Genomic DNA, 22416 nt, shown 5'->3' on the forward strand with positions numbered 1-22416 from the left:
ACCTGCCGGGGTGGATGGTTCATATGGAGAACGCTTAGCACTGGTAGGCCTCTGAGTGCGAGAGGCCACCAGTCTTTTTTTAACTCAGAAGGGATGGATAATGTATGAAAATGATCAAATCAGTGGTTCGACCAGAAAAAGCAGATGAGGTATTAAATGATTTAGCCGATGCGGGTTTTATTTCGGCAACGCGCTACAGTGTGTTAGGTCGCGGCAAACAGCGAGGATTGAAACTAGGCGATGTCTATTATGATGAGATTCCCAAAGAAACGATCGTTTTAGTCGTTGAAGATGAAGATGAAAAAGCAGTGATTGATATTGTGCAAAAGGTCTGCCGCTCAGGTTCGGAAGGATCATTCGGTGACGGGAAAATCTTTGTTTTACCCGTTGAAAAAGCGGTAACCGTCAGTAGCGGCGTAGAGATGCTTTAGAGGAGGAGACCTATGAAATTAGTAACGATCATTATTCGGGATAATAAGTATTACGAAACCAAGGCTGCCTTGTTAAGTGAAAATTTCTTTTCGTTGAACACGTATCGCGTGTTGGGTCGGGGGAAAGAGCAGCAAAATTATGCGGTCAGCGATATGAGTTCCAATCGTAAAGTTAAGAATTGTTCTTTTGTCAGCAAGCGAATTATTGAGATTTATATAGAAGAAAAAAATGTTGATCGCTTGATCCAAACGATTTTGAAAGTGAATCAAACCGGAAACAAAGGGGACGGGAAGATCTTTGTGACACCATTAGAAGGTGCGATTCGTATTCGCACACAGGAAACAGGAATTGAAGCATTAGCATAAGCATAAAAAATGGGGAGTGTACGTGTATGAAAAAACTAATGAGCTATTTAACGATGATGTGTTTACTGGTACTGCTATTGACGGGTTGCGGAGGCAGTGGCGGAGGAGCCGCTGAAAACTCTAGTGACAGCAACTCAGCCGATGATGCAATTAAAATCGGAGTAAGTGCTTTTCCTGGCTGGTATACCTGGTATGCGGTCCAAGGCTTTGGTGCTTTTGAAGACAACGATGTCAACGTTGAACTGGTTTGGTTCAATACCTATAGTGACTCGCTGCAAGCCTTTAACAGTGGTCAGATCGATGGGGTGTGTGCGGCTTTAAGTGACACGATTTCACCTGCGGTTAGCGGCGTTGATTTCAAAGTGGTTATGATCAACGACAACTCAGCCGGCGCTGACGGAATTGTATCTCAAGGAGATATCACTTCATTGGAAGGATTAAAAGGCAAAACCGTCGCTACCGAAATAGGAACGATTGAACATTTCTTCCTATTGAATGCGTTAGAAACAGTAGGTATGACCGAAGATGATATTGAGCTAACCAATATGACCGTTGAAAATGCCGGACCGGCGGTAATTTCTGGTCAAGTGGATGCTGCCAGCTTATGGGAGCCTTCATTAAGCTATGCAGCTTCTGAAGGAGATACGAATTTACTGTTCGATTCTTCTGAAACACCGGGGTTAATCCCAGATACATTGATGATCAGCGGCGATATCTTAGACAATCGTTCGGAAGACGTTCAGAAAATTGTGACTGCTTATTTTGAAGGAATGCAAACCTATAATGAAAAACCAGCTGAAGCACTAGAATTCATGGCAGAGCAGGCAGGTATTAGTACCGATGAAATGGCGGTTGCGATGGAAGGAGCCCGGTTGTTCTCAATTGCTGATAACTATGCAGCCTTCCACGAAGAAGCAGAAGATTATACCTACTTGCCTTACACCGCTGAACGAACAGCAGCGTTCTTATTAGATCAAGGCATGGTATCGGATGAATTGTCAGATCCTGAAAGTATTTTTGATTCAACCTATATCGATGCATTATACGAAGAAAATCCGGATATGGTAGTTCCGGATACGCAAGCGGAATAGACTGAATCGCTCCTGCTAAACACACTTCCCCAAGCAGGAGCGTTCGGGGACAATCATTAAAACATACGTTTAGGAGGCGATTGGATGGATATGCGACTTCCATCACGAACCGGAACCAAAATTAGACTTAGAAAAGGCATTTCTAAACAAAAATATTCCATTATTGCTGCCTGCGCCTTCATTTTAGTTTTAGGAGTGTGGCAGGTAGTTAGTACTAGTGGTATGGTGAGCCAGATCTTTTTACCAACACCTGCAGCCGTCATTGAATCTTTCATCAATGGTGTTCAAGATGGTTCATTGGCAGCCGATGCATGGATTAGTTTTTCACGGATCATGAAGGGCTTTCTACTGGCGATGATCATTGGTGTGCCAATCGGGATTTTAGTTGGCTCTTTTTCCAAGATTGAAGCCTTTGTCTTACCTTTAACTGAGTTTTTCCGTTACCTGCCAGTTCCAGCCTTTGTACCATTAATTATGGTCTGGGTGGGAATCGGTGAAAATGCCAAGGTGGCAGTTATTCTGCTGGGAATTTTATTCCAGCTGATCCCGATGGTAGCCGACAATGTGAAAAGCGTGCCCTCAAATTTAATTAATGCCGCTTATACATTAGGAGGGAAATCCTCCACGGTCATTTTTAAAGTGATTATTCCAGCGATGTTACCCAAGTTAATGGAAAGCTTACGGATGATCATGGGCTGGGCTTGGACCTATCTAGTGGTAGCTGAACTAGTAGCAGCCAATTCTGGTTTAGGCTACAACATCTTGAAGGCCCAACGTTTTTTGGATACGTCCACCATTTTCATGGGGATTTTAGTTATCGGGATTTTAGGATTGATTACTGACCGCTTGTTTGGCTTATTGAATAAAGTACTCTTCCGCTGGGTAGAAGAATAGGAGGTTCACTGATGGCAGCAATTACTGGAGAATTTGGCTTAGAAGCAAAAATTGCCAATAGCAAAATATCGTTTGAGCAAGTAAATAAAATTTATGCATCCAAAAAAAGTGAAGTATTGGCGTTAAAGGATATCGATTTAGAAATTTTAGATAATGAATTTCTGTGTGTGGTAGGCCCTTCTGGCTGCGGCAAGTCAACCTTGCTGCGGATACTAGGTGGGCTAGAGGAATTCAGTTCCGGCAGTATCGTGTTAAACGACCAAGAGCTAGTCGGCCCAGGAGCCGACCGCGGAATGGTTTTTCAAGGCTACTCCTTGTTTCCTTGGTTGACTGTTGAGGAAAATATTGCCTTTGGGTTGAAGATTAGCAAAAAGTCTAAAGGCGAGATCAAAGACATTGTGGATCGCTATATTGAAGTTATTGGCTTAGAAAAATTCCGCAAAAGCTTGCCGAAAGAGCTTTCTGGTGGGATGAAGCAGCGGGTAGCGATTGCGCGTTCATTGGCGAACAGTCCTGAAATCTTGCTGATGGATGAACCTTTTGGGGCGTTAGATCCAGAGACGAAAAGCAACATGCAGCTGTTGATGCGGGAGATTTGGGAAGTGGAACGGCCAACCGTGCTATTCATCACCCATGATATTGAAGAAGCGGCCTTTCTTGGTCAACGAGTGGTGATTATGAGTGCGGGACCCGGCGAAATTAAACAAACCCTGCCGGTGTATTTGCCTTATCAACGAGGCTTGAGCTTAAAGGATGAACCACAATTTATTGAGATAAAGAAAAAAATCGATCAGATCATTCACAGTTAAGGAGGAGCGAACATGGCATTTGTACCAACTATGAGCGATAAAATATCAGAAAATTCTGACTACAAACAAGAAGTATTAGCCGGCGACGGTTTTATGAAGGAAATTAAAAAAGGGGATACGATTCGGATTGTCGATCAGGCAGGTAATCAAGCAGCTGATACGTTGTTCTTTTTAGCGGACGATCCAGCCGATCATTACAGTGCGACGATGACTATTCAGGAGCAGGCGAGTCTTTACTTGAGCACAGGCACCGTGTTGATGAGTGAGTCCGGACGGGGAATGCTGAAGATTACTGCGGATACTTGCGGTCAGCACGATACGATTGGTGGCGCTTGTTCTTGCCAAAGCAACACCGTACGTTACCAACGGGAAAAGGTTCACATGCACGCTTGCCGAGATACCTTCATGCTGCAGATGAGTAATTATGCCTCACCTTATGTTTTTACCAAAAGAGACTTAGCCCCGAATATTAATTTCTTTATGAATGTACCAGTTGATCCGGAGGGAAAGCTAGACTTTAAAGATGGCGTTTCTGGGCCAGGCTATTATGTCGAAATGGAAGCCTTAGAAGATGTGATTGTGTTGATCAGTAACTGTCCACAGTTGAACAATCCATGTAATGACTACAACCCAACACCGATTGATGTGTTGATTTGGAAAGGGGAATAAGCATGAAGCTATTATATACGAAGAGATTATTATCAGGTGAAAAGTGGTCTGAATATATCGGAGCGGGAAAATGGGTTCGACTAGTTGCCAAAGCTGAAGATTGCAATGTAGTGATGGGCGCCTATCATGGGGAACATCCTGAGGAAAAATACAACATGCCGGATTCTTTGAAGGCGCAGCATACCTTTTTCCTAACTAAAAACGATTTGTTAATGAGCGACAACGGCAAGATGCTGCTGAGCATGCTCAAAGATACCTATGGCTGGCACGATACCGTTTGCGGCCACACAATTAAACGCAAAGTTCAAGCGCAGTACGGTGAATCTACCTATCAGAAGGAACGCAATGCCCGGACTCGCAACAGCTATGACAATTTTTCGATTGAACTATTCCGTCGGGGGCTAGGCAAACGCGACCTATCAGCGGTAGTGAATTTGTTCTCAAAAGTTATCGCCTCTGATGGTGGAAAGCTTGAGTATCAAACAGAGAATACCTTGGACAAGGAAGTCATTTTACGAACGGATGCACCGGTGTTGATGGTTTTATCCAATACACCGCATCCGCTGAATCCTACACGGGACTATCCCCAAGGAGAAGTGTTGTTGGAAATTTATGAAGGAGCCCCAGCCGATCTACTAGATCCAGTGGTAACCAAATGTGGCGAAAATACACGGGCTTTTGAAAATAACTTGGCCGAAAATCAAATAAAAGGGTGATTAGATGTTTAAAAAGGTATTAATCGCAAATCGTGGCACCATCGCTGTTCGAATCATTGGAACACTGAAAAAAATGTCTATTGCATCCGTTGCGGTTTATGCCGAGGCGGATGAAAAGAGTCTACATGTGGAACTGGCTGATGAAAGCTATTTGCTAGAGGGTCAAACCGTTAACGAAACATATCTGGATACTCGCCAGCTGTTGGCGATTGCCAAAAAAAGCGGTGCTGAAGCAATTATTCCCGGCTATGGTTTTTTAAGTGAAAATGCCGACTTTGTTGAGCAATGCAGGGCAAACGATATTGTCTTCGTTGGTCCAGAGAGTCGTCACATTCGCGAATTCGGGATGAAGCATTTGGCCCGAGAATATGCTAAAAAAGCCGATGTTCCGATGATTGAAGGAACCGACTTGCTGCAATATAAGTGGCAGGTAAAAAAAGAAGCGGCAGTGATCGGCTATCCCATCATGCTGAAAAGTACCGCTGGCGGCGGGGGCATTGGCATGAAGATTTGTCACTCGGAAGAAGAGCTGCTAGCATCCTTTGATTCAGTAGTGAACCAAGCAGAAGCCAACTTTGGTAATGGCGGTGTTTTTCTGGAGGAATACGTGGAAAACGCCCGACATATTGAAGTTCAAATTTTTGGAAATAGAGCGGGCGAGTTAGTAACAGTGGGCGAAAGAGATTGTTCCTTGCAACGCCGGAATCAAAAAGTGATTGAGGAATGTCCAGCTTTTGGCATTTCTCCAAAGACCCGTCAAGCGTTGCATCAAGCAGCCGAAAAACTAGGGAAATCAGTAGGCTACCGCAGTGTTGGTACAGTGGAATTCTTATACGATGTGGCGACTGAGAACTTTTACTTTTTAGAAGTCAACACGCGTCTGCAAGTGGAACATGGGATCACGGAAGAAGTCTTCCGAATTGATCTGGTTGAGTGGATGATTAAGGAAGCAGCCGACGAATTTCCGGAGTTAAATACAGTAGCGTTAGTACCTCAAGGAGTCAGCTTTGAAGCTCGGGTTTATGCAGAAGATTTCTATCATGATTTCCGTCCTAGCATTGGTCACATTGATGAAGTAATTTGGAGTGCTCAGGCAAGAATCGAAACCTTTATCAGCGATCACTTAGACATTAGTCCTTTTTATGATCCGATGCTGGCAAAAATCATCACGAAAGGTGAATCTCGTGAGGTTGCTTTAACTGCTTTACGAGAAAGCTTAGCCGAAACGCAGCTTCACGGAGTTGAAACCAACCTATACTTCCTACAAGAAGTCTTGAATCAGCCCCAAGTAATAAGCGGTAATACGACAACGAAAACCTTAGAAAAGATGACGATTACTGTTCCGGCTTTGGAAGTTTTAGAGGGTGGCTTGCACAGTACCTTGCAGGATTATCCTGGTCGCGTAGGGTATTGGGGCGTCGGTGTACCACCATCAGGTTCGATGGACGCTTTGTCGGGACGTTTAGCCAATAAGCTTTTAGGCAATCCAGTGGAAGTACCGGTAATCGAGCTGACCTTAGCAGGTGGGAAATGGTTGTTCCGTGGCGAGCTGGAGTTTGCTTTAACCGGAGCTAATCTGAAACCCCAACTAGACGGTAAAAACATTCCGATGTATCAAGCGATTAAAGCGCAAGCTGGTCAGGTATTAAGCTTTGGTGAATCGACTACCGGGATGCGGACTTATTTAGCAGTTAAGAATGGGTTTAGTGCAGCAAAAGTCTTAGGTAGTGCTTCCTGCTTTACCCTAGGCAATTTTGGCGGGAAAAATGGCCGAACGTTGCAGACGGGGGATGTACTCCATGCTTTACCGGAATCAGCAGCGGCAGCAACTCCAAGTTTTACCGCTCCTTTTGAATTGACGAAAACCGGTAAAAACTGGCTGCTCCATGTAACACCGGGGCCTCATTGTACCGAAGAATTCTTAGATACCAGCTTTTTACAAGAATGCTGTGAAACCGAATGGGAAATCCATTTCAATAGTTCTCGAACTGGGGTCCGCTTGATCGGACCTACACCAAATTGGGCGCGGGAAGATGGTGGCGAAGCAGGCTTGCACCCATCGAATATCCATGATAATGCATATGCGGTGGGGACGGTCGATTTTACCGGAGATATGCCGATCATTTTAGGTCCTGATGGTCCAAGCTTGGGTGGGTTCGTCTGCCCGGCAACGGTCATTACCAGCGACCTCTGGAAAATCGGTCAATTAAAACCCGGAGATACCCTGCAATTTCGTTTAGTTGACATTGAAACGGCAAACGCGTTGAACACAGAACAAGAAAACTTGCTGCAGCAGCCATTAAGCACGACTACCTTAGAGCAATTGTACCGCAATGCCAAAGAACATCAAACGGCTGAGCTGGCTGGCAAACCGGATTACCCGATTTTCTATCAAGGAAAAAATGCTGAAGGGATTGATTTAACGGTTCGTTTATCTGGTGACCAATATTTATTGGTGGAGTACGGCGAAATGGCATTGGACTTTATTTTACGGGTCCGCATTCATGCCCTTTATCGCGAGTTAAAGGAGAGCGATCTTCCGATAATCAATTTAACCCCAGGGATTCGCAGTCTGCAAATTCATGTGAATACACAAAAAATTACTTTACCTGAAGTTGTGTCGAAAGTAGTAACAATGGACAACCAACTACCCGATTTAGAAAATGCGGTCTTCCCATCACGAGTAGTGAAGCTGCCGCTTTCTTGGAACGATCCTCAAGCGGTAAAGGCGATGGAACGTTATCAAGGCAATGTGCGACCAGATGCACCGTGGTGTCCCGATAATATCGAATTTATCCGCCGCATCAATGGGTTGAAAAATAAACAAACGGTTCAGGATACGATTTTGTCGGCTAAATATATGGTGTTGGGTCTAGGGGATGTTTATCTAGGTGCTCCTGTGGCCGTACCGATTAACCCAATGCACCGCTTGGTAACGACTAAGTACAACCCCGCCCGTACGTGGACACCTGAAAATGCAGTAGGAATCGGCGGTGCTTATCTTTGTGTGTATGGGATGGAAGGACCTGGTGGCTATCAGCTGTTTGGTCGGACAATTCAAATGTGGAATTTGCAAAAAGAAACCGATTATTTTAACAAGGAAAAGCCGTGGCTTTTGGATTACTTCGATCAGCTGCAATTTTTCTTAGTCTCACCAGAAGACTTGCTGCAATACCGCAAAGATTTTCTTAAAGGCAAGTATGAATTAGAAATTGAAGAAACCGAATTTTCGATCAAGGAATACTTGGCACAGTTGGAAAAACACGACACCGAAATTCACGAAGCCAAAGTCCGTCAGCAAACCGCCTTTGAAGTAGAACGAGAAGATTGGCGCAAAAAAGGTTTGTTGGAATTTGTGCCGGAAGTGATGGAAGAAAAGACCGAGGCCGCCTTGGCTGTTCCAGAAAACAATGAAGTCTTGAAATGCTCGATTCCGGGAAGTGTTTGGAAGATCTTAGTGGACGAAGGCGACTTTGTTAAAAGCGGGGAACCAATGATTGTCACCGAAAGTATGAAAACAGAAATCTCCTATAATGCACCATGTGACGGGACGATTTCGGAAATTTTGATTAAACAGGGCGACATTTTGCGCTCCGGCGAATCATTAGCCTTTATTGAGGGGGTCTAGTGGATGAACAAATTAACTATTCAGCAATTACAAGAAGGCTATCGGCGTGACGCCTTTACGATTGAAGAGGTGATTGATCAAACCTTAGCCTTAGCAGAAGAATATGAAGAATACAATATTTGGATTCGGTTATTGAAAAAATCAGAAATCATGGCGTACGTTCAGCAATTGGAGAAATGCTCTTTGAAGGACAAGCCTTTATGGGGAATCCCTTTTGCTATTAAGGACAATATTGATTTGGCGGGTATTCCCACCACAGCAGCGTGTCCCGAATTTTCTTATATTCCTAAAAAATCGGCTCAAGTGGTCCAGCAGTTGATTGACGCCGGTGCGATTCCAATTGGCAAAACCAATCTGGATCAATTTGCGACCGGGCTGGTGGGGGCACGATCTCCTCATGGTGCGACCAAAAATGCCTTGAATCCCGAATTGATCAGCGGGGGTTCAAGTTCCGGCTCAGCAGTGGCCGTGGCTTTAGGTCAGGTTTGCTTTTCGTTGGGCACCGATACAGCGGGTTCAGGACGAGTACCAGCAGCTTTGAACAATATTATCGGCTACAAAGCGGCATTAGGCAGTTATTCCACTGAAGGAGTGGTTCCAGCTTGTGAATCCCTCGATTGTGTTTCGGTCTTCGCCAATACAATGGAAGATATTTGTTTGATCGATCAGCAGGTGTCAGAAAACGGTAGCAACTCTAATGAAGAAGTACCGCATAAAATTTTCTTGCCAGACAAGCTGGAATTCTTCGGCCCTTATGCCAAACTTTACGAAATGGCCTGGAAGCAAACCGCTGCGTACTTTAAAGAAAAAGCAGTTGTCGAAATTATTGACATGACCGAGATCCAACAAGTTGCACGGTCATTGTATGAAGGGCCTTTTGTCGTTGAGCGGGATGTGGCGATCGGGAGTTTTGCGGATGTACAACCGGAAGCAATCGTCGCTCCGCTGCAGACAATTTTGACTCAAGCTCGTCAAATTGCTTACTCAGCGAACCAGTTGTTTGAAGCCCAGCACTTTTGTCAGCGAGTCGAGAAAACGTTGAAAAAGAAACTAGCCGGGAACATCCTGTTGCTGCCAACCTGTACGGGAACTTGGCAGATTGAGCAGGTGCTGGCTGATCCAATCTTTACTAACAGCCAGATGGGATTGTACACCAATCATTGCAACCTATTGGACTTGAGTGCGCTGGCAGTGCCAGCGCCCGTCGATACTGCTTTGCCTTTTGGCATTACGCTATTTACCGTTCCGGAAGATGAACCGTTGTTAAAATCCTACGGGGCGGAAATCGAAAAAGAAGCTCAGAAAACCGAATTAGTGGTCTGCGGGTTGCACATGCGGGGGTTTCCTTTAGAAAAAGAATTACTGGCGCGCGGTGGTGAATTCCATTACGAAACCCGAACCTCCGATGATTATCGCTTGTATGCGTTAGACACCGAACCGCGCAAGCCGGGCATTATCAAAAATGAAAATCAGGGTGAGGAAATTGAAGTAGAAGTTTGGAAATTGCCCAATCAAGAATTAAGCAGCTTTATCCAGACGATTCCCCATCCATTAGGCATTGGTAAAATTCGGCTAGAAAATGGGGAAGAAAAGCTAGGCTTTGTGTGTCAAAACCTTCCTGAAGAGGAGATGGAGGATATTACCCAATACGGTTCGTGGCGGAATTATCAGTTGGGTGTGCAGCTGTAGTTTGAGGAAAGTTAGTTGTCTACGAATAAAACCTAGTGAAGGGTCTCCTTTTCTAGGTTTTTTTCTGTGGTAAAGAAAATGTAAGATCTGAGTTTTAGTGTGAGCAAGTTTGCGCAGCTTTTCTTGTACATTCGGCTTTTTGATCAAATAAATATAATATTATCCAGAATAATGCATCTTTGTTATACTGAGTGAAGAGAAAGAGGTGCAATTATTTGGATAACTTATTTATGACCTTTATTGTCTATTCTTTTATTGGTTGGCTGTGGGAGAGTTTTTACTGTTCCATTAAAGCCCGCCATTTTGTTTACCGAGGGTTTTTGTTAGGACCTTATTGTCCGGTTTATGGCTTTGGGGTGGCAGCGGTGCTGCTTTTGGTGCCGGAACATGCGGGGACGCTGCTGAATCTATACTTTAATATCGTGGTGATTGTGACGATCATCGAGTTTGTCACCAGTTGGTTGTTGGAAAAATTATTCAAGATGAAGCTGTGGGATTATACTCATGTGCCCCTTAATATTGAAGGGCGAGTGGCAGTGCCGGTGTCGTTGTTTTGGGGCGTGGGGTGTTTGCTGCTGATAAAAATCATTAATCCGATGATTCAAGAAGGGATTCATGACTTTATTGCCAGCACAAATAACCTAGGACCAATTGTTTTAGCCGGTTTGTTCTTGAGTGATGTGTTATCCACGTTGTTCTTTACCCTTACCACCAAAAAAGAAGTGGAAGCGGTGGTGGATACCTCCGATCCTGAGAATGCCGCCATTAAGGAATTTCGATTGAAGCATTTGATCACAAACCACAAATCGTCTATTAATAGAACCAAAGTGCTGCAATTAATTGAAAGCAAGCCTAAACAGCTGAAGCATCATAACTTAAGTCGCATTATAAAAAATTACCCGAACTTGCGGTTCCACAAATAGCCAACGAATGAGGTGAAAAATGGACAAAAAATGGCTGAAAAAACTAGTTTTGGTTATAGGAATTGTTCTGCTAGTCTGCCTGTTTTACTGGTTGTATCTGGAATTCCACAAAGAAATCGCCCTACTTTTTAATCCCGAAGCTAGCCGAGAGATGTTGCTGCGGGAAGTTCGCTCCCATGGTTTCTTAACTGCGGGGATCTTGATTCTTTTGACGGCACTGATGTGTGCACTACCTGGCTTGCCTACCTCGGTAATCGGTATTTTAGTAGGCGTTTGTTATGGTCCGTTGATTGGCAGCTGTATAAATATCGTCGGAAATGCTAGCGGCAACCTGTTATCGCTGACTGTTTTAAGACACCTGAAACTTGTGGAACACGAACAAAAGGCCAGTAAATGGGTCAAGCGAATTTCGCAAATGAAGCACCCTAAGACCGGGCTGATGATTGCTTATATGGTCCCGATGATTCCCTCGTTTGTGGTCAACGTTACGGCAGATTCGCTAATGCTTTCCATCAAAGAAGTGTTTCTTCCCGTCTTAATCGGTGCGCTACCAGCTTCAATTCTTTATGCCTGCGGTGGAGAAGCTTTATTTCATGGGTACACGAAAACAGCCGTGGTCCTAATAGCCAGTGTGATCGTACTCGTTCTGTTAGTGAAATTGATCAAAAGAGATCATCACCTAGTGAATTAATGCCTATTTACAATAAAATAGTCGTTGAAGTCGTTAAGCGCAAAAATAAGCGTTTAGCGATTTTTTTTAAGGGAACCTCGTTATTTCCGCTTCTTCCGATTTTTCTTCTTTTTACCAGTAAACGGTGGCTGTTGTTTCCCTTTGTTTTTCTTGGATAGTCTGCCGCGAAGTTGCTTTTGGATGTCTTCAAATGTGAGTTTTGGCTTAGCGTTAGTAGTTCCTGTTTTTTGTTTGTCTTCTTTTTGGGGAGGTCCCTCTTCAGCTGGTGCATCGACAGGCTTGCCAAGACGGTTCGCTGATTTTTCGCTATCTTGAGGGGTGGTGTCTTTGGGCTCAGAAGAAAAATCAGTCGGATCAAGGGTATCTTCTAGCGGCGGCTGAGCAGACTCTTCTAAAGTGGTTAGGTTATCTTCTTTTCTAATATCAAAATCCCGCTCTCGCTCATCGACTGCAAAATCTACCCAAATAACTTGGGCAAAGCGGCGTGCCCCGTCAGTTGTTTTAAAAATGGTTAAATCGCCTAAAATACTTACGAGTGCTCGATGCTCTAAAGGTTCAAGACGACGGACCACATTACCGAGACTCCAGCTGTGCATTTTACCGGTCTCATCCTTAAAGGCTGCCTTCAAGTTAAGCTTCTTGTCTGATTCTTGGCATTTAGAATGGAGTATAGGCAACAATGGTTCGATCGTTAAACGAGTATTCTCGGTAATTCGTTCAAACTCTTTTTGATCGGCAAATAAACGTGTAATTACTTTCTGCCATTCATCGTCGGAAAAATAATTTTGGAAATAAATACAATATTTACGGGCTGCTCCCACGGAATCGCTTGTTAAAAACAGCTCCCGAATTAAGTCTTTAGCCAGAAATGAAAAATCGAGGGCACTAAAAGCATTTCTTACTAAAACGGCAACGGCACACTGAATAAGATAAGAAGCATTACTATTCTCCTCATAGTAATCGACAAACCTAGCTTCTAAACTTTCTTTTTTCATAGCGAATACTTGTCTGGTCCCCAATTTCTTTATTTCCAATTTTTTTCCCATAGACTCCTACTCCTCACGCATTAATTTATCTTTTTTATTTGCTTCACTCGAATTAATCCGCTTTCATTATAAACTAGTTGTCCGATGGTAATCAATAGTAATCGTTAATTATTTTTATTTTATCTTATCGAAATATTTATTAAAATAACGGTTGATATTTTAATGGCGTGTATTGAGGGCGAAGGTTGTTATTTGAATTAGAAATGGCGCGTTCGAACAGGTAAAGAAATAGACAAAAAATAGGCTGTGACGGTTGATGTCACAGCCTAATAAAGATCATTCATTTAGTTGAATGGCTAAGATTTTCCGCTAGGTCCTCTAAAGCGGCAAAATCACGAATTATGTAATAATTTTTATGCTTTTCCAAAATATCACCTTCGCGGAAGCCAGTGATTGTTCGCAATAGATGGCGATAGCTGACATTTAAAATAGCGGCACAAGTGGTCAAACGGAAGGAAAAGCGGTCATCGTCACGATGGGACAAAATAAACTTAGCCAGCCGGGTTTCAACCGGTTCGGTCAACGAGTTTGCCAGACTGACGCCAGAGTTTAGCCGACAGCTAAGCAATTGACAAATGTTCTGCAAAAAACGAACATCTTGCTGCAGTATGGTTCGGTATTGCTTCAGCGGAATACTAACACAAATGCAAGGAGTCACTGCCTTCACACTGCTTTTTGGTAAAAGGCCCCATAAAGAAGAGGCTTCACCTAAAGGCGTTGCTGCTTCGGCATAGTCGATACAGATATTTTGCGTATCAGAAGAATAAGAATAGACCATTACGGTACCATCTACCAAAAAGTAGAGATATTCTGAGGTAGTACCGGTCTGAATCAGGTGCTCTTCCTTTTCAAAAGACTGTAAAGAAGCCATGGCAAAAAGATCTGAGTCCATATAATCCTGCAAATCATGAAGTTTTATGTACTGTGCTAATTGTTGGGGGTCTTGAATTTTTTTCACGAAAAAAACAACTCCTAAAGTGTTTTTTTCTTTCATTATAGCCTAGAAGAGTCGAAGCCACAACACGAACGATAATTGGTTTTGTTTGTAAATTGTATGTAAAAATAATGTAAAATAGGACGTGCGTCACTTCGAAAATAGCGGAAATTTGCTATGATTTAGAGGTAATAGAAATTATTTCCAACAGGGGGAGAAAAAATGCATTTCAAACAATTGGCAAAAGGATTTATGGGTGTTCTGTTGATCGCAGCATTAGCTGGCTGTGGCGGCTCTGGTGGCACAACGGATAGTTCTGGTGAGGCAGGGAAAGAAAAACTAGTCGTTCAATTCGTTCCAACCAACAACGATGGCAGTATGGAAGCCAAAGCGAAACCATTTGCTGACTACTTATCTGACAAACTAGACCGTGAAGTAGAAGTAACCTTGGCAACTGACTATTCGACAATTGTTGAAGCAATGTCTTCTGGACAAGTAGATGTCGGGATTATGCCCCCAGCAGCTTATGTTCAAGCAAGAGATCAAGATGCAGCTGAAGCGTTGCTAACGTCACAACTGGGCGCTTATAATGATGAAACTGGATTACCAGAAGATGAATTAACGAGTACATTTAAAGGCGAAATTTTGGTTCGTGCCGATAGTGATATGACTAAGCTAACTGATTTAAAAGGAAAAAATATTGCTACATTGAGTCCTAATTCTGCCAGCGGCTACATCTATCCTGTTGCTGAGTTGAAGGATGCAGGCGTTGACCCAACAACGGATGCAACAATGACGACGGTTAATGACATTCCAAGTGAAATCACCGCCGTATTAAATGGCCAAATGGATGCCGCTTTTGTTTTTGAAGGAGCAAGAAACGTCTTTGCATCAAGCTTCTCAGATAATGATCTGTTTAAGGACTTGAAAGTATTATATTTAACTAAAGGCGAGATTCCTAACGATGCCATTGCCGTTCAACCAGACATGGATGAAGACTTGAAAGAGCAAATTAAAGAAGTCTTCCTTTCTATGAAAGATGACGAAGATGGCGCTGAAGCAATGTCTTTATGGAGTCACCAAGGCTATGAAGAAGCCGCAGATTCCGCTTACGATACAATTAGAGCATACAGCGAAAAAGCAGCTGAATAAATCACCAGCGAGTGTCGACACGAAGTTGTGTTGGCACTCGCTAAAAATTGGAGAACGATCATGATTATTTTTGAAAATGTTTCGAAGGTTTATCCTAACGGCGTAAAAGGCCTGCAAAATATTAATTTAACTATTGAAGATGGCGAATTTGTTTCGATCATCGGCTTGAGCGGAGCCGGGAAAAGTACGTTACTACGAGCGATTAATCGCTTAGTGCCGGTTACCGAAGGCGACATTCAGATTAACGGCACATCGATTACTAAGGCCAACAAGAAAGAATTACGCCTGATTCGGCGGCAGATTGGCTTGATTTCTCAAAGCTTCAATCTGGTAAAACGCAGCACCGTTCAGAAAAATGTTCTGTCAGGTCGACTAGGCTATTATTCGACTTGGAAAAGTATTTTTGGTTTGTTCACGAAAGAAGATTATCAACGGACTAAGGAAGCCTTGGAAACAGTTGGTTTATTAGATAAACTGCAAACCCGTAGCGATGAGCTAAGTGGGGGTCAGCAGCAGCGGGTTTCGATCGCTCGGACCCTGGTGCAACAAGCCCCCATCATTTTAGCCGATGAGCCAGTTGCTTCTTTAGATCCCATTACTACACAAAAAGTAATGGATGATTTAAAAAAGATTAACCAAACCATGGGCAAAACCGTCATCGTCAATCTCCATTCGGTTCCTTTGGCGCGGGAATATTCCACACGAGTAATTGCTTTAAAGGCTGGAGCGGTTGTTTTTGACGGACCGACGGAAGCATTAACCGATGAGCAGTTGGAACAAATTTATGGCAAGGCGATTTTTGAAGAAAAGGCAGGAGAGACGTATGAAGCTGAAAGAGACCGTCCACTTTAAGTGGTATAAGCACCTGCTGATTCTTGTTTTTTTGCTGGTTTGTTTTCAAGGCAGTGCCCGAATTACCTCGGCTGACTTTGCCATGGTATTTTCAAATTCCCGGCAGGTAGGTATTTTTATGTCGCGGTTTTTGCATCCTGATTTTAGCTATCTGCCGCGACTTGTTAGTCCGATGGTTAAAACCTTGCAGATGTCTTTATTGGGTACTGTTATTGGTGTGGTACTAGCCATTCCCATCAGCTTTTTGGCGACGACAGTGGTGACCGAAAATCGCTGGCTTTCGACTATTTTCCGCTTTTTACTCGGCTTGATTCGAACCATTCCTAATTTGCTGTTGGCGGCTTTGTTTGTCGCTGTGTTTGGCATTGGTGAAGCCACCGGGGTACTGACGATTGCAGTCTTTACCTTTGGGATGGTGTCACAATTGATGTTTCAGGCGATTGAAACGATTGACTTTGGACCGATTGAATCGGCCTCGGCAGTTGGAGCCAATAAAATGCAGATCGCTGTTTGGTCAGTAGCTCCGCAAGTGTTAAGCCAATTTGCCAGCTACGCATTCTATGCCTTTGAAGTCAACGTTCGGGCATCCACTGTGCTAGGATATGTGGGAGCCGGCGGGATTGGTGTGATTTTGAATTCTTCGCTAGCTTTATTGAATTATGAACGGGTTTCGATCATTATCTTGACGATCTTAGTGACAGTTACGCTAGTTGATAAATTAAGTGAATTGGTTAGGAGGTCGCTATTATGATGATTCGTGAGATGAGTAAGAAAACAATCTGGTCTTTTGTCATCTTAATTGTCCTCGTTATTTTCTCAGCAGCTAGTATTGATTATTCAGGATTGAGCACCTTCTCCTTAAATATGGGATTGGATGTATTACGCGGGTTAAGTCAGCCTGACTGGAGCTTCCTTTATGACGGCAGTGGAGAAGATTTAATTAGTTTACTAATTCTCACCATCGGGATTGCTTGTTTAGGAACAATGATTGCGACCGTTTTAGCGATTCCGTTGACGTTGCTTAGTGCAGCAAATCTGTGGAAAGCTCATCCTTGGGTAACTAAGGTGGGGAAATTCGTTTGCAATATCTTGCGTGCGTTTCCCGAATTGGTTTTTGCGATTATTTTTGTCCGAGTTGTCGGACCGGGTCCCTTTGCTGGGGTAATGGCAATTGGCGTGCATCAAATCGGCATGTTAGGCAAGCTCTTCACTGAAGAAATGGAAGCAATGGATGAACGCTTGACGGAAGAAATGGAGGCAGTTGGGGCAAACTTTTGGCAAACGATTTTCTTTGTCCGGGTCCCGTATCTGATGCCGATTTACAGTTCATTAGCTTTGAATCATTTTGAGATAGCAGTCAGAAGTGCGGCTACGTTAGGCTTGGTAGGTGCCGGTGGGATCGGGGCACCCTTGATTTTCGCCATCCAAACTCGTAGTTGGAGCAAGGTCAGCATTATTCTAATTGGTGTTGTTGTTACCGTGTTTATTTTAGACCAAATAACCGGAATCATAAGAAAGAAATTGAGATAAGAATGAATATATTGCATATATCAGACATACATTTTCGTAGAGAATACGAAGCAAGCGAAGACGGCTACAAAGGAATGCTGGCGAATATGCAAAGCCCCCTTATTCCATTGGGGCAATGTTTAAGCCAGATTCAGCAGCAGACCACGGTCGATTTAGTGATCATCAGTGGTGATTTGACTGAAGACGGTGAGGTAGAGGATTACCGTTATTTGAAGGAGTGGCTGCAAGTTGCTCTAGGTGATACGGACGTCATCGTTACTTTAGGCAATCATGATATTAAAGAAAATTTCTGGGTTGGTTGGTGTGGGGCACCCGCCTCGGCTGCCTTTTATAATCAAGTAGTGGAGTATCCAGCGTTCACCGTGCTTTCCTTTGATAATTCCTGCTACGGCTATCCAGATGGCATCGTGGATGAAGCCCAATTTCAGTGGCTCGCCCAAACGCTGGAGCAGTTAAAAGGTCAGCCAATTATTTTGGTGACCCATCATCATCTACTTGCTCAACAAAGCAATATGCCCAAATGGCCAGGGACTGAAAGACTGTTGGATCTACTTGCATCCTACGATATTCGCTGCATTTTAAATGGGCATACCCACCATCCTTTTACTGATGAAATCAATGGGATTCCTTATTTTACCGTAGCGAGCATGTCCTTTGTGGGCGAAGACGAAGGCGAGGGGCTGGTTCGCTTTGAAGAACGGCACGGCTACAATCTTTATGGTGTCGAAAACGCAAGGGTCACTAGACAAACGTCAGAGAATTTTATTTCTGGTCACGTATTAAAAACCCTTAATATGCGACAATAAAAACTGAGCTTGAAGAGACCGAATCGCCCCGTGTGCTTCGGTCTCTTCGATATTATCCTTAAAAATGGAGGAGCAACCAACGTGAAACTTACCTTTCTAGAAACCAGCGATATGCATGGCTATGTTTATCCCACTAACTATGCGGGCGAGCATGATTTAGCCCTTGGCGCTGCCAAAGTCGCAACCAAATTGAAGCAACTGCGGGCACAAGCAGCCGGACCGGTAATCAGCATCGAAAATGGTGATTTCATCCAAGGCTCTCCCTTGAGCTATTACCTTTCCCAAAGCCAGCATCAAGTAAAGGAATTAACCACTGTCATCAATCAAATGGCGTACGATGTGCAGCTTTTAGGCAATCATGAATTTAATTATGGCATCGACTATTTACAAGCCGCGATCGCTAGCTACCAAGCGCCAGTCTTGGCGGCAAATATTTTAAATGAGGATGGTCAGCCCTACTTTGGTAAAGCCTATACCATTTTGGAAAAAGAGGGGGTAAAAATTGCCGTCTTAGGCTTAACCACTCAGTATATCCCCCATTGGGAAAAACCGGAAACCTTGAAAGGCCTCACCTTTAAAAGTATTATCGAAACCGCCAAAGAATATATTCCTAGATTACGAGAACAAGCCGATTTAGTAGTGGTCAGCTACCATGGCGGCTTTGAACGGGATTTAGAAACAGGTGAGCCAACAGAAGCGTTGACTGGCGAAAACGAAGGCTATCAATTATTACAGGAAGTGCCGGGGATAGATGCCCTATTCACCGGACACCAGCACCGTGTTATTGCCACAAAGATTAACGGTGTTCCGGTAGTCCAGCCCGGTTATCGTGGCAGTTATGTTGGCGAGATTCAGCTGAAAGTCGAGAAACAGGGGGATCAGGTAGCGATTACCGAAAGTGAGGCTATCTTGCATTCAGTCGAAGATGTCGCAGCCGATCCGCAGATTCTTTCATCGGTGGCAACATTGGAGGAGGAATTAGAAACTTGGCTAGATCGAACACTAGGTAAAGTAGAAGGCGATATGGGAATCACTGATCCGATGCAGGCTCGTTTGGTGGAGCATCCGTATGTAGAGTTTATCAATCAAGTTCAACTGGCAGCCAGCGGGGCACCAATTTCTGCAACTGCCCTGTTCAATAATGATGGTAAAGGCTTTGGCCAGACGATCACGATGCGGGATGTCATCACTAACTATGTATACCCAAATACCTTGGCAGTGATTAAAATCAGTGGCGCCGACTTACGGGCAGCTCTAGAGCAAACGGCGAATTATTTGGCAGTTGACAAGGGAAAGATTGTTTTTAATCCAGCCTTTATCCAACCAAAACCGCAATACTACAATTACGATATGTACGAAGGAATCGACTACACCATCGACATGAACCAACCAGCTGGTCAGCGGATTACTGCGCTTTCTTTCCAAGGTGCGCCGATTACGCCGGATCAAGAGCTAGAAGTAGTTACTAATCAATACCGGGCGATTGGTGGTGGGGATTACAAGATGTTCAGTGCCGAGAAAATCGTACGGGAGATTCAAGTAGACATGACAGAATTAATTGCCGACTACTTGAAGGAGCATCCGGTGATCAAAGCGCAGACAGATCAGAATTTTCGGGTGGTGCTGTAAGCCTCGGTCACTGAATCAATAGATAGAAGCTTCCTCTTTTGATGGGGAAGCTTCTTTTAAGTATCTGTTGAAAACATGCCAACACGAGTAGTTTTACTGAGTAAATTCCCTTAGAATAAACCTAATGAAACGTTTAGCATGGAGAAGGCAGCTTTTTCATGTGAGAGGAGCGAATACATGACAGTGACCGAAAATTTTCCTTTTACCATCAACGGCATTATTGGTCAGCAATGGACTTCAAGTAGTGACAGTAACCTGCGTATTTTATTTGGCATTCGGGGAAGTTGGGAAATTCGAATGAAAGACGCCGTTTATGAACTATCAGCAGAAGATGTGCTGGTTCTAAATGCTTTTCAAAACGCTCAAGCAAGTGCATTAAGTGAAGACTCAGCATTTTTTCTTATCGAGGTCTATCGCGAAGAAATTGAAAATCAATTAAACATGCAATGGACTCCTGTATTTGAGTGCAATTCGGTGGCGGGCAAGCAATTTTCATATCAGGAAAAAGAGTTTAGTCAACTGCGTGGGAAACTCTTGTCGTGCTTGGCGAGTTTTTATGATTTAAAAGAGCAAAACAAGTTTGCCGTTTATGAAAAGTTCTTTAGTATGCTGAGCTTCTTAAAAAGTCATTTCCAGAAAGCCGATTTTCAAGTCGCAGCGGATTATGATGAGAAAATTCAGCAAGTCTTAAGGATCATTCATTTGAACTATACTAAGCCCTTGAGCTTGCAGCAACTCGCTGACGAAACATTTTTATCCTATCATTATCTGTCTCGTAAATTCAAAGCCGAAGTGGGCAGTTCTTTTAAAGAATACCTGACCACATATCGTTTGAAAAAGGCAGCCACAGCTTTACGAATCTCTGATCAGTCCATATTAAAAATTGCGCTGGAAAATGGCTTCACCAATAGCAAAGCCTTTCATTCAGCCTTTAAGAATTACTACGGGGTGACGCCCAATGAGTATCGGTTCCAGCAAAACCCGGTAGTTTCTGCAGCAGATAACAACAGCAAACCAGCAGCGGATAATTTTGAACTGTTGGATATTGAATCAGCAATGCGGGTACTTTCCAACTACATGGTTCGTAAAGACCCAGAAGAATTTTTAGAACCAAAGCAATTAAAAAGGCGTATTTCTTTGACCAAACCGACAAAAAAACGTCCGGCATTAGGAAAAATCTTAAATATCGGACCTTGCAGCAATTGGTTGCGGGGCGACTGCCGGCAGGCGCTAACGGAGATCTGTCACAAAATAAGATTCGAGTACTTGCGCTTTAGCGACGTCTTAATTGAAAATCAGCTAACCATTGATGCCTTCAATATCATACCGAAAGATTCCCAACTGAATCGGTTGTTGAGCTTTACGGTTGAAAATCAGTTGACCCCGATTATTCATTTTAAGGTACCTAGTGATTTTGCGCAGGGTGTAACTGATCCTGCAGCTATTGAGACAGCTTTTCTTAAGTGGTTGGGCCCACGCTTAGCGATCTTGCAACAGCTGGTGGATGAATTCGGTGAAATAGCTGATACGTGGCATTTAGAATTTGACATTGATCCTTTACCAGCGAATTCGCAAGCACTTTTTTTACTGTTTTACCAACAGATGCAGCGGATTTTTAGTCAGCCGACAATTGGAATAAATATTGGTGCCTCATATGCTCCTTCAACGGTTGTTCAGCTAGAAGCTTTTTTAGCGGGTGTAGTGGAGCAACACTTGACCATCCGATTCATTGATTATCGTAGTGATCCCAATACGGCTTATTTGTGGGATGAAATCCCTCAAGAATTGTTAGAGAATTATCAGCAGCATAATCTAGCAACCTTGCATTCGATTTTAAACAAGCAGCAGTATTCAGGCAAAATTCTTCTGAGCGAGTGGAACACCTTAATCGGAAAGGGGACAACTTTACGAGGCACGTTTTTCCGTGCGGCTATTATGTTGAAGGATCTATTTTACTTATCCGCAGAAATCGACGGTGCGGGATTTTGGCTAAACAATGATACCCAGCTAACCCGTCTAGCGCAGCCCAGCAATAATCAAAATCAGCTCACCTTATTTGTGGGCTATCAGTTAAAGCGTCCAGCCTTTTTCGCTCTGCAGCTGTTTGATCAATTAAAAGGGTCCACCATTTATCAAGAAGAATCTATCTATCTCACGAAACAAGGACAGACTTACTATCTGCTTTTGCTAAACCCAGCTTATTTTAATCCGGCAATGAGTATTGATGAAACCTATATGCAGTATCAATCTCAGGTGATTACTCTAGAGTTGCTGAACATGCCTCCAAGTACTTATCAGATCAAAACCTATACATTAGATAAAGATCATGGTGGGATTTACAACGACGTAATGAAAGTGGGCGGATTAGAATTTATTGACCAAGAGACGACCGATTATTTGAAACAAGCCATCCTGCCTAAGCTAGAAGTTTCTCAAACCCAAGTAGTTGAACAGCTAAACTTTAAAGAGTTACTTACCTTCAATGCTTGCCGTCTCATCAAAATTAAGCCGTTACACTTTTAAAAGTGTAACGGCATTTTTTGTCCGCTTAGTTTTAGTA

At 43.4% G+C, this 22416-nt stretch carries 20 protein-coding genes; 18 read left to right on the top strand and 2 right to left on the bottom strand.

Annotation, left to right across the window (positions count from 1 at the left end):
• The first annotated feature begins 104 nt into the window (after positions 1 to 104).
• From IGI42_RS10325 to IGI42_RS10375, 11 genes are all read left to right on the top strand, one after another.
• Entirely contained in the window at positions 105 to 431 is a 327-nt protein-coding gene (locus tag IGI42_RS10325; RefSeq protein ID WP_438715767.1) for a P-II family nitrogen regulator, read from the top strand.
• Positions 432 to 443: 12 nt separating this feature from the next.
• Positions 444 to 797: a P-II family nitrogen regulator gene (locus IGI42_RS10330; protein WP_438715768.1), complete on the top strand. Its 354-nt coding sequence runs from the start codon at positions 444 to 446 to the stop codon at positions 795 to 797.
• 26 nt (positions 798 to 823) lie between these two features.
• Positions 824 to 1888 (top strand): ABC transporter substrate-binding protein, encoded by a 1065-nt coding sequence (locus IGI42_RS10335; RefSeq protein ID WP_438715769.1) that lies wholly within the window; start codon positions 824 to 826, stop codon positions 1886 to 1888.
• Positions 1889 to 1972: 84 nt separating this feature from the next.
• Positions 1973 to 2782 (top strand): ABC transporter permease, encoded by an 810-nt coding sequence (locus IGI42_RS10340; protein WP_438715770.1) that lies wholly within the window; start codon positions 1973 to 1975, stop codon positions 2780 to 2782.
• A gap of 11 nt (positions 2783 to 2793) precedes the next feature.
• Complete coding sequence (locus tag IGI42_RS10345; RefSeq protein ID WP_438715771.1) at positions 2794 to 3591, top strand: ABC transporter ATP-binding protein; 798 nt, start codon at positions 2794 to 2796, stop codon at positions 3589 to 3591.
• 12 nt (positions 3592 to 3603) lie between these two features.
• Positions 3604 to 4260, top strand: coding sequence for an urea amidolyase associated protein UAAP2 (locus IGI42_RS10350; protein WP_438715772.1), 657 nt, complete (start codon positions 3604 to 3606; stop codon positions 4258 to 4260).
• Positions 4261 to 4262: 2 nt separating this feature from the next.
• Positions 4263 to 4976 carry an urea amidolyase associated protein UAAP1 gene (locus IGI42_RS10355; RefSeq protein WP_438715774.1) on the top strand — a complete coding sequence of 238 codons (714 nt, stop codon included), beginning with the start codon at positions 4263 to 4265 and terminating at the stop codon, positions 4974 to 4976.
• A gap of 4 nt (positions 4977 to 4980) precedes the next feature.
• Complete coding sequence (gene uca, locus IGI42_RS10360) at positions 4981 to 8604, top strand: urea carboxylase (protein WP_438715775.1); 3624 nt, start codon at positions 4981 to 4983, stop codon at positions 8602 to 8604.
• Positions 8605 to 8607: 3 nt separating this feature from the next.
• A complete protein-coding gene (locus IGI42_RS10365; RefSeq protein ID WP_438715776.1) occupies positions 8608 to 10293 on the top strand; it encodes an allophanate hydrolase in 1686 nt (561 codons plus the stop codon).
• 230 nt (positions 10294 to 10523) lie between these two features.
• The gene (locus IGI42_RS10370; protein ID WP_438717036.1) at positions 10524 to 11216 is read left to right on the top strand and encodes a putative ABC transporter permease; all 693 of its coding nucleotides are present in this window, start codon (positions 10524 to 10526) and stop codon (positions 11214 to 11216) included.
• Between the two features lie 19 nt (positions 11217 to 11235).
• The gene (locus IGI42_RS10375) at positions 11236 to 11907 is read left to right on the top strand and encodes a TVP38/TMEM64 family protein (RefSeq protein WP_438715777.1); all 672 of its coding nucleotides are present in this window, start codon (positions 11236 to 11238) and stop codon (positions 11905 to 11907) included.
• 80 nt (positions 11908 to 11987) lie between these two features.
• Here the strand turns inward: IGI42_RS10375 and IGI42_RS10380 are convergent, their stop codons facing one another.
• Entirely contained in the window at positions 11988 to 12953 is a 966-nt protein-coding gene (locus tag IGI42_RS10380) for a hypothetical protein (protein WP_438715778.1), read from the bottom strand.
• Between the two features lie 280 nt (positions 12954 to 13233).
• The gene (locus IGI42_RS10385) at positions 13234 to 13911 is read right to left on the bottom strand and encodes a cyclic nucleotide-binding domain-containing protein (RefSeq protein WP_438715780.1); all 678 of its coding nucleotides are present in this window, start codon (positions 13909 to 13911) and stop codon (positions 13234 to 13236) included.
• Between the two features lie 198 nt (positions 13912 to 14109).
• Here IGI42_RS10385 and IGI42_RS10390 point away from each other — a divergent pair, with 198 nt between their 5' ends.
• The 7 genes from IGI42_RS10390 (at position 14110) to IGI42_RS10420 (ending at position 22379) form a co-directional block, all read left to right on the top strand.
• The gene (locus IGI42_RS10390) at positions 14110 to 15039 is read left to right on the top strand and encodes a phosphate/phosphite/phosphonate ABC transporter substrate-binding protein (protein ID WP_438715781.1); all 930 of its coding nucleotides are present in this window, start codon (positions 14110 to 14112) and stop codon (positions 15037 to 15039) included.
• 60 nt (positions 15040 to 15099) lie between these two features.
• Positions 15100 to 15891, top strand: coding sequence for a phosphonate ABC transporter ATP-binding protein (gene phnC / locus IGI42_RS10395; RefSeq protein ID WP_438715782.1), 792 nt, complete (start codon positions 15100 to 15102; stop codon positions 15889 to 15891).
• A complete protein-coding gene (phnE, locus tag IGI42_RS10400) occupies positions 15863 to 16642 on the top strand; it encodes a phosphonate ABC transporter, permease protein PhnE (RefSeq protein ID WP_438715783.1) in 780 nt (259 codons plus the stop codon). The genes phnC and phnE (IGI42_RS10400) overlap by 29 nt, the downstream gene beginning before the upstream one ends.
• Entirely contained in the window at positions 16639 to 17421 is a 783-nt protein-coding gene (gene phnE, locus IGI42_RS10405; protein WP_438715784.1) for a phosphonate ABC transporter, permease protein PhnE, read from the top strand. The genes phnE (IGI42_RS10400) and phnE (IGI42_RS10405) overlap by 4 nt, the downstream gene beginning before the upstream one ends.
• A gap of 2 nt (positions 17422 to 17423) precedes the next feature.
• A complete protein-coding gene (locus IGI42_RS10410) occupies positions 17424 to 18227 on the top strand; it encodes a metallophosphoesterase family protein (protein WP_438715785.1) in 804 nt (267 codons plus the stop codon).
• An 81-nt stretch (positions 18228 to 18308) separates the two neighbouring features.
• Positions 18309 to 19856, top strand: a complete 1548-nt coding sequence (locus tag IGI42_RS10415) for a bifunctional metallophosphatase/5'-nucleotidase (RefSeq protein ID WP_438715786.1) — start codon at positions 18309 to 18311, stop codon at positions 19854 to 19856.
• A 177-nt stretch (positions 19857 to 20033) separates the two neighbouring features.
• Positions 20034 to 22379 (top strand): helix-turn-helix domain-containing protein, encoded by a 2346-nt coding sequence (locus IGI42_RS10420; protein ID WP_438715787.1) that lies wholly within the window; start codon positions 20034 to 20036, stop codon positions 22377 to 22379.
• Positions 22380 to 22416 lie beyond the last annotated feature (37 nt).

Source organism: Enterococcus sp. AZ109, assembly GCF_051714625.1.
In the GTDB taxonomy this organism is placed as follows: domain Bacteria; phylum Bacillota; class Bacilli; order Lactobacillales; family Enterococcaceae; genus Enterococcus_A.

Bases quoted from the DNA above. Each gene is read 5' to 3' on its own strand.
- IGI42_RS10325 (WP_438715767.1), top strand. From the start codon at position 105: ATGAAAATGATCAAATCAGTGGTTCGACCAGAAAAAGCAGATGAGGTA.
- IGI42_RS10330 (WP_438715768.1), top strand. From the start codon at position 444: ATGAAATTAGTAACGATCATTATTCGGGATAATAAGTATTACGAAACC.
- IGI42_RS10335 (WP_438715769.1), top strand. From the start codon at position 824: ATGAAAAAACTAATGAGCTATTTAACGATGATGTGTTTACTGGTACTG.
- IGI42_RS10340 (WP_438715770.1), top strand. From the start codon at position 1,973: ATGGATATGCGACTTCCATCACGAACCGGAACCAAAATTAGACTTAGA.
- IGI42_RS10345 (WP_438715771.1), top strand. From the start codon at position 2,794: ATGGCAGCAATTACTGGAGAATTTGGCTTAGAAGCAAAAATTGCCAAT.
- IGI42_RS10350 (WP_438715772.1), top strand. From the start codon at position 3,604: ATGGCATTTGTACCAACTATGAGCGATAAAATATCAGAAAATTCTGAC.
- IGI42_RS10355 (WP_438715774.1), top strand. From the start codon at position 4,263: ATGAAGCTATTATATACGAAGAGATTATTATCAGGTGAAAAGTGGTCT.
- uca (WP_438715775.1), top strand. From the start codon at position 4,981: ATGTTTAAAAAGGTATTAATCGCAAATCGTGGCACCATCGCTGTTCGA.
- IGI42_RS10365 (WP_438715776.1), top strand. From the start codon at position 8,608: ATGAACAAATTAACTATTCAGCAATTACAAGAAGGCTATCGGCGTGAC.
- IGI42_RS10370 (WP_438717036.1), top strand. From the start codon at position 10,524: ATGACCTTTATTGTCTATTCTTTTATTGGTTGGCTGTGGGAGAGTTTT.
- IGI42_RS10375 (WP_438715777.1), top strand. From the start codon at position 11,236: ATGGACAAAAAATGGCTGAAAAAACTAGTTTTGGTTATAGGAATTGTT.
- IGI42_RS10380 (WP_438715778.1), bottom strand. From the start codon at position 12,953: ATGGGAAAAAAATTGGAAATAAAGAAATTGGGGACCAGACAAGTATTC.
- IGI42_RS10390 (WP_438715781.1), top strand. From the start codon at position 14,110: ATGCATTTCAAACAATTGGCAAAAGGATTTATGGGTGTTCTGTTGATC.
- phnC (WP_438715782.1), top strand. From the start codon at position 15,100: ATGATTATTTTTGAAAATGTTTCGAAGGTTTATCCTAACGGCGTAAAA.
- phnE (WP_438715783.1), top strand. From the start codon at position 15,863: ATGAAGCTGAAAGAGACCGTCCACTTTAAGTGGTATAAGCACCTGCTG.
- phnE (WP_438715784.1), top strand. From the start codon at position 16,639: ATGATGATTCGTGAGATGAGTAAGAAAACAATCTGGTCTTTTGTCATC.
- IGI42_RS10410 (WP_438715785.1), top strand. From the start codon at position 17,424: ATGAATATATTGCATATATCAGACATACATTTTCGTAGAGAATACGAA.
- IGI42_RS10420 (WP_438715787.1), top strand. From the start codon at position 20,034: ATGACAGTGACCGAAAATTTTCCTTTTACCATCAACGGCATTATTGGT.